Source organism: Gardnerella sialicivorans subsp. sialicivorans (genome assembly GCF_056746795.1).
The window spans coordinates 14,979-28,080 of the sequence record NZ_JBWPXA010000005.1 but is presented as its reverse complement, the minus strand read 5'-3'; the positions used below and the strand labels follow the sequence as shown (position 1 = coordinate 28,080).

At 42.7% G+C, this 13,102-nt stretch carries 8 protein-coding genes; 4 read left to right on the top strand and 4 right to left on the bottom strand.

Features of this window, described 5'->3' with window-relative positions; all coding sequences use genetic code 11:
• Nucleotides 1-90: 90 nt before the first annotated feature.
• The gene (locus tag AC1EKB_RS04710) at nucleotides 91-1,608 is read left to right on the top strand and encodes a formate--tetrahydrofolate ligase (RefSeq protein ID WP_481248996.1); all 1,518 of its coding nucleotides are present in this window, start codon (nucleotides 91-93) and stop codon (nucleotides 1,606-1,608) included.
• Nucleotides 1,609-2,161: 553 nt separating this feature from the next.
• The gene (locus tag AC1EKB_RS04705; RefSeq protein ID WP_481248969.1) at nucleotides 2,162-4,897 is read left to right on the top strand and encodes an SdrD B-like domain-containing protein; all 2,736 of its coding nucleotides are present in this window, start codon (nucleotides 2,162-2,164) and stop codon (nucleotides 4,895-4,897) included.
• 259 nt (nucleotides 4,898-5,156) lie between these two features.
• On the opposite strand, the gene AC1EKB_RS04700 is transcribed toward AC1EKB_RS04705, so the two are convergent.
• Nucleotides 5,157-6,065 carry an alpha/beta hydrolase gene (locus tag AC1EKB_RS04700; RefSeq protein ID WP_481248968.1) on the bottom strand — a complete coding sequence of 303 codons (909 nt, stop codon included), beginning with the start codon at nucleotides 6,063-6,065 and terminating at the stop codon, nucleotides 5,157-5,159.
• A gap of 163 nt (nucleotides 6,066-6,228) precedes the next feature.
• Between AC1EKB_RS04700 and rsmI the strand changes: the two genes are divergently transcribed.
• Nucleotides 6,229-7,131: a 16S rRNA (cytidine(1402)-2'-O)-methyltransferase gene (gene rsmI / locus AC1EKB_RS04695; protein ID WP_481248967.1), complete on the top strand. Its 903-nt coding sequence runs from the start codon at nucleotides 6,229-6,231 to the stop codon at nucleotides 7,129-7,131.
• A gap of 87 nt (nucleotides 7,132-7,218) precedes the next feature.
• On the opposite strand, the gene AC1EKB_RS04690 is transcribed toward rsmI, so the two are convergent.
• Together AC1EKB_RS04690 and AC1EKB_RS04685 are read right to left on the bottom strand one after the other, a co-directional pair.
• Nucleotides 7,219-7,509 carry a variant leucine-rich repeat-containing protein gene (locus AC1EKB_RS04690; RefSeq protein WP_481248966.1) on the bottom strand — a complete coding sequence of 97 codons (291 nt, stop codon included), beginning with the start codon at nucleotides 7,507-7,509 and terminating at the stop codon, nucleotides 7,219-7,221.
• Nucleotides 7,499-8,260 (bottom strand): hypothetical protein, encoded by a 762-nt coding sequence (locus AC1EKB_RS04685; protein WP_415694335.1) that lies wholly within the window; start codon nucleotides 8,258-8,260, stop codon nucleotides 7,499-7,501. Before AC1EKB_RS04685 ends, AC1EKB_RS04690 begins: the two co-directional genes overlap by 11 nt.
• A gap of 377 nt (nucleotides 8,261-8,637) precedes the next feature.
• Here AC1EKB_RS04685 and metG point away from each other — a divergent pair, with 377 nt between their 5' ends.
• Nucleotides 8,638-10,503 carry a methionine--tRNA ligase gene (gene metG, locus AC1EKB_RS04680; protein WP_481248965.1) on the top strand — a complete coding sequence of 622 codons (1,866 nt, stop codon included), beginning with the start codon at nucleotides 8,638-8,640 and terminating at the stop codon, nucleotides 10,501-10,503.
• 867 nt (nucleotides 10,504-11,370) lie between these two features.
• Here metG and AC1EKB_RS04675 read toward each other — a convergent pair.
• Nucleotides 11,371-12,825 carry a C1 family peptidase gene (locus AC1EKB_RS04675; protein ID WP_481248964.1) on the bottom strand — a complete coding sequence of 485 codons (1,455 nt, stop codon included), beginning with the start codon at nucleotides 12,823-12,825 and terminating at the stop codon, nucleotides 11,371-11,373.
• Nucleotides 12,826-13,102: the final 277 nt, after the last annotated feature.

Sequence of the window (13,102 nt, the reverse complement as noted above, 5' to 3'; positions counted from 1 at the left end):
TATGCTGAGCGCAAGCAATCGTATAGTATGAATCATGTAACTTAATTTCCGCATGCATTGTTGTGCAATATGCCTATGAAAGAGGGGTACATGAGCATTCTTGATTCATACACTACAACATTCGGTTTAGTAAAAAAAATTGATGCTTTTGGATACTTGGACTATCTTAAGCAGCATCCTGAGGAGCCTCGTAAGCATGGTAAAGTGCTTCTTGTTACTGCTGATACTCCGTTGAAAGCTTCTCGTGGTGAAGGTAAAACAACTACAACTATTGCGTTGGTTGATGCTTTGCGTGAGCGTGGTGTGGATGCGGCGGCTGTTTTGAGGCAGCCAAGCATGGGCATTACCGCTGCTGGTTCTAAAGGCGGCGCAAGTGGTGGCGGCAAGTCTTCGCTTTCTCATCCTGAGCTGATTGACTGGGGTTTGTGCGGCGAAATGGCGGCTATTGAATGCGCGCAAAATTTGCTTGTTTCTTTTGCAGAAAAGGCGATTGACGAGGGTATTTTAGACACGATTTTAGTGCCGCGAGTAAGCGAAGTGCCTTCGCGATCTTTACGTAGCATTGCTGTTGACTTTGGCAAGGGCACGGTTGCGGAGCGCGTTGTGCTAACTCCTACTTGCGAGCTTATGCAAATCGTGGTTCTTTCTCGCAGCATGGATGAAATTTCTGAGCGCGTTGCTGCTATGATTGCTGGCACAAAAGACGGTAAGCCTGTTAAGTTTGGTGAGTTTGTGGATTTGTGGCGAATTACCAATATTCTTGCCGATGCTGTAAAGCCTGCAAAAACGGAAACAATTAACGGCTCGCCGATTTATGTGCATTGCGGCCCGTTTGCAAACGTTTCGCTTGGTATTCCAAGTTTGGTAAGCGTTGAAATGGCTTGCGCTGAGCATGATGTAGTGGTCGTGGAAGCTGGCTATGGTACGGATGCTGGTGCACAAAAGTGGCTGGATATTGCTGCTCGCGAGTTTGGTGCTCAGTGGCCTGCTGCTGCTGTGGTTGTGACTCGCGCAACAACTTGGCGTGATGATGAAACGTTGGCTTGGCGTTACCCATTCCATGTTGCGCGACTAGAATCGCTTAATATTCCTACTTTTCCGCTTATTAATTTGTGGGAAGGCGAGGATGATCAAGTGCTTGAATTGTTGGAGCAGGCTCAGTCTTTGGGCTTCCGTAAGCCAATTGTTGGCAATCTTTTCCGAGATGGTGGAGATGCGCTTGCAAGTCAATTGGATGATTTTGTGTCTGTAATCACTGCGGATGCTGAAACGAAAGTTCCGCAAAGTCGCAGAGGTCAAGCGCTTTTGGATCGCGTTAAGTTGCTGTGTGAAGAAGCTTACGGTGTTCCAACTGAGCGTGTGATTGAAAAAGCTGGTTTTGAGGATTCGTTATCTGCAGCTGAGGATTTGTGCGCAAATGCAGGTGTTGAATTTGATGATCTTGCGTTAGTGGCAGTCAAGTCTCCCGCAACTATGACTGATGATGATCACAAGCCAGCTGAAGAGCGTACTGTTACTTTAAAGAAGGTAGAAGTTCACGCTGGAGCTGGGGTTGTGCAAGTCAACCTTACGTCTTCTCTTACAACGCCTATGCCAAAAATTGTGTGAAATATAGTGTGAAATATTAATAGTGTGATTTTCTCTTAAATATTGAGATTACTTAAAATCACTTATTAATACCAAATAACAAATTAATAACAAATAACAAAACGTCGTCAACATATCAATCATGGTGTGTGGACGACGTTTTTGTTTTATAAACGTTATTTATAAACGTCTTTTATCTTTTACAAAGGATCCATGCTGTATTTATAGTAAAGATATTTGTGTATTGAACTTGCAGCATATTGTGTTGTGTAATGTGAAAAATCTCACATATATTATTTATATTGTCATATTGTTATAGCAAAAGAAAATATTACGATTTAGCTTTATTATAAGAGAGTTAACGTGTATATTTTTCGTATTTTATCTTAATTAATTTAAATTTTTCTTCAGACTCGCCGAAGGTATTTTTTTATTCGGTGATTCCACAAATATAAAAAGGGTTTTAGTTGTCGGAAAATTTACGACAATTTTCGATTTGAAAAATAATTTTTTTAATGTTTTACTCGTGGCTTGTCTCATAACTATTTTTATTAGCGAGGGGAGAAAATACTTAATGAAAATGAAAATAGTGACAGCTAGCTTATTAACAGCCACGTTATTAACAGCAAGTTTATCTTCTTCGGCGTTAGCTCAGCCGAGCAATGATAACGCTTTTACTAATTATGAGAACATTCCAACGAATAAATCCAGTATTGACAATATGGATTTAATTCCTGCTCCTACCCAGCACTTCGGCAAGTCGGATGGGAAACTTCCAGAAGTAAGAACTTCAATCAACTATGTTGATGGAGATTCTACTTACAACCATGCGAATACGAATAAAACTAATAAAATTCTGCGTCCAGGTAGCAAGCTTACGCTTCGTGCTACAGCAAAATTTACTGTTCCTGAAGATGGCGATGTTTTTAGACCATATCTTCGACTAGCCATTCCGAAAATTCTTACGGTAGACGTAAATAATTTTGCAGTGAATGCTGGTAGTGTTGCGAGTAAAGTTGTTGAGCTTTCTGATTCTTCAACTTTTGCCAACTACAATCTTTTTGACGTCTACTTTAACTACAACGAGTGGTCTTCTGATTTTGCAACAGAAATGCCGCATCTTGCTTCCATAAAAGGCGTGAACCACTCTGGCAATGTATTATCCAATGGTGATGTAATAAAAAATAATCAAACAGTTTCCATTGAAATCCCTACAGTAGTCAACAGTAAGGCAAACACCTCTGATCTAGTTGATTTGCAAAATTACAAAAAAGGTGTGAAACCATTAATCCAGGGCCGAGTTTCGTACATGCCTTTACCAAAGTCAATTGAGTATACTTCGGAAATAGGCGGCATTGAAAAATTCCAAAACGATCCAATTTTGAAAAATAATCCATGCTTAGTCCGTTCGGATTTGGTAACTGGCTGGAAAGGTCAAGGAGATTACGGATTCTGGTTTACCGGTTTAGCAATGGAAACAAGCGGCGTTGATTATGAAGGTAGGCATACTGCGGTTCGTTCTTTGAAGGACTATACTTTTAACCAGCTTATTCCAGCGGATCTTGAGTATAACCAATTTGTAACTATTCGTCGAAATAATAGCGGCAACAACCCGATTAAGTTGAGACTTAAAATTCCATTTGGTTCTAAGAACTATGCTTTAAATGGAACTAAGCAAGTTTTTGAAGATCATCATTTAACAGTTTTCCGTTGGCCAAATGCCAGCGCTGAAGCTCGTAATCTTATGGAGAATGCTGGAATTGATAAAGTTCAATACGGTGGTGAAAAAGTTTTTGGTGATACTCTGCCTGAAAAATCATTTGCAGATTGGGGCACGTACGGAAAACAAAACAGGCCTGCAGAGTTGTTCGTATCGGGAGTATTCAATTCAGACTCTACCGTTTTTGGTCCGGATGATATTAACAAAGGCATTTGGCTGCAAGGTAATTCTAAAGCAAGTATTACTACGTATTACGAGTCTCCTAGTTGCGAGAGTGTTTATAGCAATAGCGCTTATAGCGATGAAGAACTAGCGTATCCTCCGATTATTAGCAAAATTCAAGAGACTGTTGCAACTTACGCGCGTAGCGATCGCAGCAAAGTGAGCACAGTTCCTATTGAAATCGTTATTCCTGCATCTTTGAGTGGACGCGTGTGGTTTGATGCTAACCATAATGGTATTCAAGATAAGGGAGAGTCGAGCATAATTGGTGCAAAAGTACAGCTTGTTAAACAGTATGGGGATAGCACAGTAATCGACATAAATGGCAATAAGGTTAATCCTATTACCACTACTTCGCCTGATGGATCTTACGAATTTACTAATTTGCTGCCAGGAAACTATGTTGTTAAATTTACACTTCCAGAAGGTAGTGAATATTTTGGTTTTACATACACGCGTAAAGGGTCAGATTCCTCTGTAGATTCTGACGCGATTCCTGGAGAGCCTGTAACTGATAGATCTGTTACAGAAAAAGGATCTGCAGAAACCGATAATTCGGCTTCAAAAGACTCATATGTTGGCAATATAAGTCTTTCTGCTGGCGAAGATAAGAAGCATATTGATGCTGGAGCTTTTAAGAAGGATGAGCCTAAGGACCCTAAGGACCCTAAGAAGGATGATCCTGAGCCTAAGGATAATCCTAAGGATCCTGAGCCAAATCCTGAGCCGAAGGATAATCCTAAGGATCCTGATAATAAGCCAAAGCCAAATCCTGAGCCGAAGAAGGATGAGCCGAAGAAGGATGAGCCAAATCCTAAGGATAAGCCTAAGGAGCCAAATTATCAGGATAGGGATGTACCTGATCCTAAACCTGATGAGCCGAAGAATCCTGAGCCGAAGAATCCTAAACCTGAAGATCCTAAGAAGGATGAGCCAAAGGATACTAATCCTAAGTCGGAAGATCCGAAGAACAATGAGAAGCCTAAGGATCCTGAGTCTAAACATGATGACCCTAAGCCCGATACTCCTAAGGATCCTGGTACTGATGACACAGAGTCTAATGATCCACATCAGCATGAGGATCCCCAGCCTAAGGAGGATCCTTCAGAACCTAATCACTCTGAGATTCGTGAATTAGATAATCCTATACCAAGCATGAATAATGATTTAGATAGCAATAATAGTCAGTCGAATGAAAGTTCGTTTGACAATAATAATGCTGATTCTAAGCAAGAGCGTGTAAGGGATAAGCTTGTAAACACTGGCGTAAGCACAGTTTTCACAGCTGTTGCGTCTGTTGCTATGCTCGCTTTGGGCGCTACGAATAAAATAAAGCGTTATTTCTGCAAGGGCAAGCACAGGCAATAATTGTCGAAAATTCAGGTGAATAATATAAAACGTCGTCAACACATCAATCATGGTGTGTGGACGACGTTTTTGTTCTTGCTTTGTGTTGCGTCTGTTGTTTCCGCTTTTTGTAGTTAGACACGCCGATTAGAGCTACAAAAAGCGGAAATAGCGCTAGGTAGAGATTCGAGATTTTTCGCAGCGAAAGAGGCGTTTCGTTCGCGCGGTCTAAGCGCGCGAACGACTTCGCTTGCGTTGAAAGTACACTGTGCTTTCAACCTTAAGCAAGCTCAGCGCTCCGAGTTGCCTTTTTCGCGCTACGCTTTAAGCGAAAAGGCAGGTCGTCGCGCGCAAAAGCGCGACGCAACCAATCGCAAGCAAGGTCAATCCACTGTTGAACTTCTGGCTGCACAAATTCAGGAATTACTGCGCCATTCTCATCGCGCTTAGCTGTTTCTTTAACCGCCAAAGCCAATCCGTGCGGACCCTTAGGGAATAAATGCGCTTCCACGCTTACGCCAGCTTTAACGCACGCGTCTACAAACATAATCGAGTTTTGAACTGGAACCGTCTGATCCGTAATCGTTTGCCAAACGAACACAGGCGGAGTCTTAGAATCCACGTGATTTTCCAGCGAAAGCTGCTCCACGAGTTGCTCGCGAGTACTAGAATCTACGTCTCCAAAAAGACGATCGAAAGTTGGCTTATGTGCGTATTCGCCAGCAGAAATCACAGGGTAAGCAAGCATAAGAGCATTTGGTCGAACATCATTTGCGTTGTATCCATTTGCTTCTTCAACATCGTCGCTAACGCTAGTCGCAAGATTTGCGGCTACATGGCCTCCTGCAGAGAATCCAATAATCGCCACTTTTTGCGCATCTACATGCCATTCTTTTGCATTATTGCGAATCAATTGCATAGCTTGCGCGGCTTCCAAAAGCTGAGTCGGGTGCGCGCTAGGCACAAGCGAGTATCGCAAAACAAAAGCGTGGAATCCAGCAGCAGCAAACTTCATAGCAATAGGCTCTGCTTCTCGATTAGAAACGCGCAAGAATCCTCCGCCTGGCAAAATCAGCACTGCTGGTCGCGTTTGATCGCCTTCGCTATCTAAATTATCATCTAAAACGTATGCAGTTAGAAGCGCGTTGCTACCGTCAATACCTTTAATTTGGCGTTCTATAATCTTCATAGTATCTCTTTTCGTTTTGCGCGATTGCAATTTATGCTAAGCATAAACTTAAGCATAATTACTAAGCATAATTCTAATCAAATACCTTGTTTTTAATGTGCATTATGTGCGTTATTTCATAAATTCGTGTAGAGTCTTAAGAGGTTTTATAAGGAGATTTAAGATGAGTAGTGAAGATAGTTTAGGCAAAGTTGTTCTTGCGGCCACTCCGATTGGGAATATGGGAGATGCTTCTGCGCGCTTGATTAATCTTCTAGAAACCGCAGATATTGTTGCAGCAGAAGATACGCGCAGGCTTTACGACCTTGCAAATCGCCTTGGCGTGCACGTTTCTGGGCAAGTTGTTGCGTATCACGATCACAATGAGCGCAATAAGGCAGATGGTTTACTAGACAAGGTCGAGCAAGGAAGCACTGTTCTTGTTGTTTCCGACGCTGGCATGCCTACAATTAACGACCCAGGGCTTGCGATTGTTCGCCGCGCAATAGAGCGCGACTTGCCTGTTACTTGCGCGCCTGGACCGAGTGCTGTATTGGATGCTTTGGCGCTTTCGGGCTTGCCAACAGACCGTTTTTGTTACGAAGGCTTCTTGCCGCGCAAGTCGGGGGAGCGCATGCAGCATTTGCGCTCGCTTCTTTTAGAGAGGCGAACAATCGTGTTTTACGAGGCTCCGCACAGGATTGCGGAGTCAATGGAAGCTCTTCTTGCAGTTTTTGGAGCAGATCGCAAAATGGCGTTGTGCCGCGAGCTTACTAAGGATTTTGAAGAAGTGCGTCGCGGAACTATTGAGCAGATTGCAAAAAGCGTAGAAAATGATCCTCCTCGTGGCGAGATTGTGCTTGTACTTTCGGGCGCTAGCGAAGATGAGGTTGTGCAACAAAACGTTGATTTAAGCGTGGAACAACTTGCGCAAATGGCTTGCGATCTTTCGCAAAACGAGGGCTTGCGAATCAAAGATGCTATAACTCGAGTTGTTTCTAGTAATCCGCTTTATGATGGCTCTTTTGCTAATCGCAAAGAAGTTTATGCAGCTTGCTTAAAAATCAAGGAAAATGTGGATAACTAAGTAGTAAATTAAGCGGAAAATGTGCAAATGTGCAAAAGCTGCAGCAATAAAAGCGAAAAATGTGCAAATGTGGAAAAGCTCTAACAATTAATCCCCATTTTTTGCATATTCGTATGCTTCTAAAAGCACATCTAGACTTTGTTTAACGCCTGGCCCGCCTTGTTGAGATATGTATTCCAGCATTTTTGCATCCGCAATTGGGTTTGCAACAACCCATTTTCTTAAGGCAGGAACGTTCTTAGCAATATGCCATAGCACGTCTTTGCTTGTGTTTTCGCAGCACGCTACTTGCGCGGTAAGCACAATTGGTGGTTTTGGTGGCATTGCGGGTGGCATTGCGCTCGCTTTATAATTCTTAATATTTGCTTTAATAGTCATAAAGAACGTCATCCTTATCTATTATGTATTTAATCCATTCTTTTGCCTTTGCAGCGCCTGGAAAATAAGGATTGCTGTCTATGATTTTTTCGCAATCCTTAAAACTTGTGTTGTATTTTTGCGCCAATTCGCACACAGTATCTACTCTTCTTATTTCTTCGTAAATGTTTTTTGATGGCGTTAGCGCAATGTCGCAAATAGTTCGCGCTGGAGAAGTTACGCACAAGTCTTTAATCACCCTTTGTTCTTTTTTCATTAGTTTTCTTCTAAACACTTGTAGTCGGTGATCGTACGGCTTTATTCGATAATGACTTTTGGATATTATCTCTAGTATGTTTGGGATTTTTCCGCCAAGCCAAATCCAAGATGCTGTAAATGCGCATGCAACTGTTCCGTTTGGAAGCAGATTTTTTAGCACGTTGCATCGTCCTTCTGGTGTTTTTGCGGTAGATTGCGTAAATCCAGTGCGTATTGAAACGTTGTTGAATGCTCCAAAATTGCACAGTTTCTTCATGCTTAGTGGCCCTGGTAGGTGTTTTGTGTCTATAAGAATCGGCAGCTCCTCGTTTTGTTTTTCAGAAAATAAAATCATCTCTTCGTCTTTGTAATTTTTATATTCTCTGTAGTTTTTGTAGTCTTCGTATTCTTCGCGAGTTTTGTACTTTTTGCGTCTTTTGTAGTTTTTTATTGCTTTTTTATTTTTTTCGTCATTGCGTATTGTGCGTTTTTTGTTCAACGTTGAAGTGCTCATATTTCTCCTTTCTGCGTAATGTGCTTATACGCCAACTTTTTAGTGTTGTAGTGTTTTAGTGTTGTAGTATTCTGCTGTTCTAGGTTTAATTTTCTAAGTTTTATACACAATATCGTGTTTTACTTTTTTGTCTACTCGATTTTTTGTAATTGTGGAAAAGTGGATTTTTAGTTTTTTACATCAAAAAATGTGGCTATAGGTGACTAAATCATATGTGACTAAATGTGGTTGTGTGTGATTGCGCTTTATTACATGTGATTATGCTTGATTTATAGCCTATGCTATGCGATTTTATATAGATTTTTATAGCGATTTTTTAGTGGGATTTTTCTGTGTATTATTTAATGTGTCCTCGCTGAACAAGATAATATTTGGCTATGAGTCATATTTTGGTGAATGTTGCATGGCCTTACGCAAATGGCCCTCGTCATATTGGTCACGTTGCAGGATTTGGCGTCCCTTCCGACGTATACGCGCGTTACGAGCGCATGAAGGGAAACAGCGTGCTTATGGTTTCGGGAACAGACGAACACGGCACGCCGATTTTGGTTGAGGCAGATAAAGAAGGCGTGAGTGCGCAAGAGCTTGCAAACCGATATAATCGCGTGATTACTAAAGATTTGTGCGATTTAGGCTTAAGCTACGATTTATTTACGCGCACAACAACGGCAAATCATGAGCATGTTGTTCAAGAGATGTTCCGCCAGTGCCTTAAGAATGGTTATATTTACAAGGGGACTCAAAAGGTTGCGATTTCGCCTTCTACAGGCCGCACTCTTCCAGACCGCTATATTGAGGGCACTTGCCCAATTTGTGGTGCGGACGGCGCTAGAGGCGATCAGTGTGATGCTTGCGGAAACGAGCTAGACCCAGACGAGCTTATTAATCCTGTTTCTAAGATAAATGGCGAAACTCCGCGATTTGAAGAAACAGAGCATTACTTCCTCGATTTGCCTGCTTTAGCAAACGCAAACTTGGATTGGCTTAATTCCAGGGATGGTTGGCGTACAAATGTTATTAACTTCTCAATCGGCTTGTTTAAGGAAGTCAAGCCTCGAGCAATTACGCGAGACATTGATTGGGGTATTCCTGTTCCTGTAGAAGGATGGATTGATAATCCAAATAAGCGCTTGTACGTGTGGTTTGACGCCGTTATTGGCTACTTGTCTGCTTCCATTGAGTGGGCGCGTAGGCAAGGCAAGCCAGACGCTTGGCGCGATTGGTGGTGCGATCCTAAGTCTCCTGGCTACTACTTTATGGGCAAAGATAACATTACTTTCCATTCTCAAATTTGGCCTTCAGAGATGCTTGCGTATAATGGCGCTGGCTCTAAGGGTGGAGAAGCTGGCGTTTACGGCCCACTCAATATGCCAGAGCAGGTTGTTGCCTCCGAGTTTATGACCATGGAAGGCAAGAAGTTCAGCTCTTCGCGCGGAATTGTGATTTATGTTAAAGATATTTTGGCTCGTTATCCAGTGGATGCTGTGCGCTACTACATTTCCGTTGCGGGTCCAGAAAATTCCGATGCTGACTTTACTTGGGCAGAGTTCGTTCGCCACAATAACGAAGAGCTTGCTGCAAGTTGGGGCAATCTTGTTAATCGTGTTGCAAATTTGATTCATAAGAATTTTGGCGCTATTCCGCCTTTGGATGAAGATTGCATGACCGATATGGATCGTGCGCTTTTGGATCAAACTTCTAACGCGTTTGAGATTGTTGGAGGCTTGATTGAGCGCCATCATCAAAAGAATGCTCTTAACGAGGCTATGCGCGTTGTGTCGGATATAAACAAGTATATTTCTGCAACGGAGCCTTGGAAGATTAAGGATGATGAGTCTCGTCTTGGAACTGTTTTGCATGTTGCTGCACAAGCTGTTTCGGATGCTAATCATTTGCTTGCTCCATTCTTGCCTCATTCTGCACAAAAAGTGTGGGAAGCTCTTGGTGGAACGGGAGTGTTCTCGCCGCTTCCAAGAATCGAAGAGGTGACTGACTTAGATAATCCAGATTTTAAGTACCCGATTATTACTGGCGACTATGAGCTTGGAAAGACTGTTCACCCATGGGAGAGTGAGGAATTGGTTACTGGCACTCCTGTTGCTAAGCCAACTCCGATTTTTGCCAAGATTCCTAAAGAGGCGATTGATGAGGAGCTTGAGCGTTTTGACTCTGCACTTGCTGCTCGTCGTAAGGCTGACGAAGAAAGATTGGCTGCTGCAAAAAAATCGCTGGAGTCTGAGTGAGTTTAGCGAAAAATTTTAAGGCATAGTGACGTATGTAACAAAAAATTGGCATACTGCCAGGAATACGAAAAAATTTTCAGGAAATTTTTAGTTTATATGCGTGTTTTGCGAGAAAAATATGGTTATAATATACATTGCTGATGGTTTTTCCATCAGTGAGGTTCGTTCGCGAACCCCATAATTGAAACCTTCTTCTCTCTTTCTCTCTGCCCCGGTGGGTTTTCTCTTTCCCACCGGGCTTCTTTTTATCTTTTTCAAGCTTTTGCCGCTTGCTCCCGATTTTGTAGCTGATTTACGGTGTGTCGGACTACAAAAAGCGGAAATATAGCTCGCGCGCTACGCTTTAAGCGCTCCGACAGATTGGCGCGTAAGTAAGGTAGAGCTTCGAGATTTTTCGCCCTGAATGAGATGAACCTCAGCATCTTTGATGGTGATTCATCGAATGAAGAAGAAAAATCGAGAATCTCGGTGATGAAAGCTACGCAATTGTTCTAGACATTCAGAAGGTTTGATGTATTTCTCTACGAGCAATAAATAGCGCCATCCTAAAACATTAGAACATTAACGTTCATAAGATATCCGTAAAGGTGTTTCGCTCGCGCGGATTAGCCGCGCTCACGTCTTCGCAGCGCAGAAGCAGTGCTTCTGCCTTGAGCTGCTCAGCGCGCCAAATTGCCTTCGCGCGCTACGCTTTAAGCGCTCTGGCAGGTTGGCGCGCCTGCGAGGAGAGAAATACTCAAACCTCGCGCAACACTAAGCAAGGAGCGCACAACCCCAAATATGGAAGCACAATAAAACAAAAAACGCAGATTGCAAATGCAATCTGCGTTTGTAAATCAGCTCGCGCTAAATCAAGCTAAATCAAGTTTAGCGGCAGCGCTTTGTAAGTGGCGTCCATGGGTCAAGCATTACAGGCTCTTGATCCAGTATGGCTCGCGTTTCCTCATCAAGATACTTCTTGTTAATAATGATTTCGGTAACGTAGCGGTCAAACCACTGAGCGGATCCAACGTAGTATCCATCTTCGCCGTTATCTTTACCCCAGCTGTTTTCAATCTTCCAGCGGTCTGGCTTGCCATCTTTGTTAAGATTTACGCCAGTAAAGGTCATTGCGTGGTTGCCTGGGCAATCCATGTATTCCAAACCTTTAGCTTTGTCGAATGTAAACTCTACATCAAATAGCTCATCTACGCGCACAACTGCTGGGTCAAAGAAGCCCTCTTGCCTTAGCGAGAATTGCGTGCAATCGCAAGCGAACCAAATTGGGTGTCCGTCTTTTAGCTGATCAACAGCGGCTTTGCGGAACACTTCTAGCGCAACGTTTGCAAACTCCATTTCCTTCGTCTCAGCAACGTTTGTTGTGTACTTGAGTTGGTAGAGCTTGTTGAACGGAGTGCGTTCCATTGGGGAGTTGCACAAGCTTACAAAGTCGTTTACGTCTACTGGCACGTACTTCTTTGCAAACTCGAGTGGCGTAATGCCGTATTCGCAAATCATTGGGCGATCGTCTTTACCGCTCTTTGGCTTTTCGCTGCCTTTATCGTCTTTCTTTTCGTCGCTCTTAGATTCGCTATTTTCGCCGCTCTTCTTATCGTCCTTCTTATCGTCGTCATCTTTAGTGCGTGCAAAGAAGTCGAAACGCTCTGGTGGCTCGCCAAGAGCAATCGCGGTCATGCGGTACACAGTTTCCAAGTCGCGAATCTTCATTTTTCGCAACTCTTCCATAGAAGTGCCATTCTTGTGTGCCTCGCGCAATTCGCATGCAAACTCGCGAAGCTTGCTGTTAATGTATTGCACGAATGCTTCGGAATCGGTAGCGTTTTGCGAATCTGGGTATGCACTCTTTGGCATAAGTCCGTACTTGTTTACCAAGTTAACGAACATTTGCCACCATCCGCCGTCGTCAATCGGACCGTAGTTGATGCTCTCAAAAATTCGGCTATCTAATGTTTCATCTAAAGTCGCCAAAACGTTTTCCAAGTATGCGTTTGCTTTTTCAATCTTGTCCCAGAAGAACAAGTAGCTTTCGGAAAACTCAAAGTCTTCTAGATTCCACTTATGCATAAGCTCGTAGCGCAATGTGTTAAGCGATGCAAACATCCAGCAACGCCCAGAATGCTGCTGATTTGTTATTGTTCCTTGCTTTAGTTCTATAGAAAATTCGCGTGGAAGTGCGCGCTGACCCTGGTAGCTTGTTGCTGCTTTAAGAACGCCGCTCGATACCGAAGCGTTTGCCGCTACTCGATTTGCTCGCTGCTCGTTAAAATGCTTAGAATATTCGCGCACGTCGTTTAGTGTAACGGCTTTTACGTTTTCAGACATATGTCTCCTTTATCTAAAAATAGTGAATAAGCGTTATTGTAGCTTGCTCAATGCACGAGTCGCGTTTTGCGCGGCTTTAAGTAGTTCGTTAGTGTTTTAGTTTGTGAGTGTTTGTGTTTAGTTTATGTAAAACATGCTATTTTTATGCGTTTATGGCGATTTGCGCGACTAATTTTCGTAAATTTTAAGTAATTTCGTTAAATATTTTGATATTTTGCTAATTTTATGTATTAATTTTGGTTAAGATTACTATTTATTACGTGTTATTACATGTTTA

Coding starts and splice junctions, on each gene's coding strand:
- AC1EKB_RS04710 (WP_481248996.1), top strand. CDS start 91: ATGAGCATTCTTGATTCATACACTACAACATTCGGTTTAGTAAAAAAA.
- AC1EKB_RS04705 (WP_481248969.1), top strand. CDS start 2,162: ATGAAAATGAAAATAGTGACAGCTAGCTTATTAACAGCCACGTTATTA.
- AC1EKB_RS04700 (WP_481248968.1), bottom strand. CDS start 6,065: ATGAAGATTATAGAACGCCAAATTAAAGGTATTGACGGTAGCAACGCG.
- rsmI (WP_481248967.1), top strand. CDS start 6,229: ATGAGTAGTGAAGATAGTTTAGGCAAAGTTGTTCTTGCGGCCACTCCG.
- AC1EKB_RS04690 (WP_481248966.1), bottom strand. CDS start 7,509: ATGACTATTAAAGCAAATATTAAGAATTATAAAGCGAGCGCAATGCCA.
- AC1EKB_RS04685 (WP_415694335.1), bottom strand. CDS start 8,260: ATGAGCACTTCAACGTTGAACAAAAAACGCACAATACGCAATGACGAA.
- metG (WP_481248965.1), top strand. CDS start 8,638: ATGAGTCATATTTTGGTGAATGTTGCATGGCCTTACGCAAATGGCCCT.
- AC1EKB_RS04675 (WP_481248964.1), bottom strand. CDS start 12,825: ATGTCTGAAAACGTAAAAGCCGTTACACTAAACGACGTGCGCGAATAT.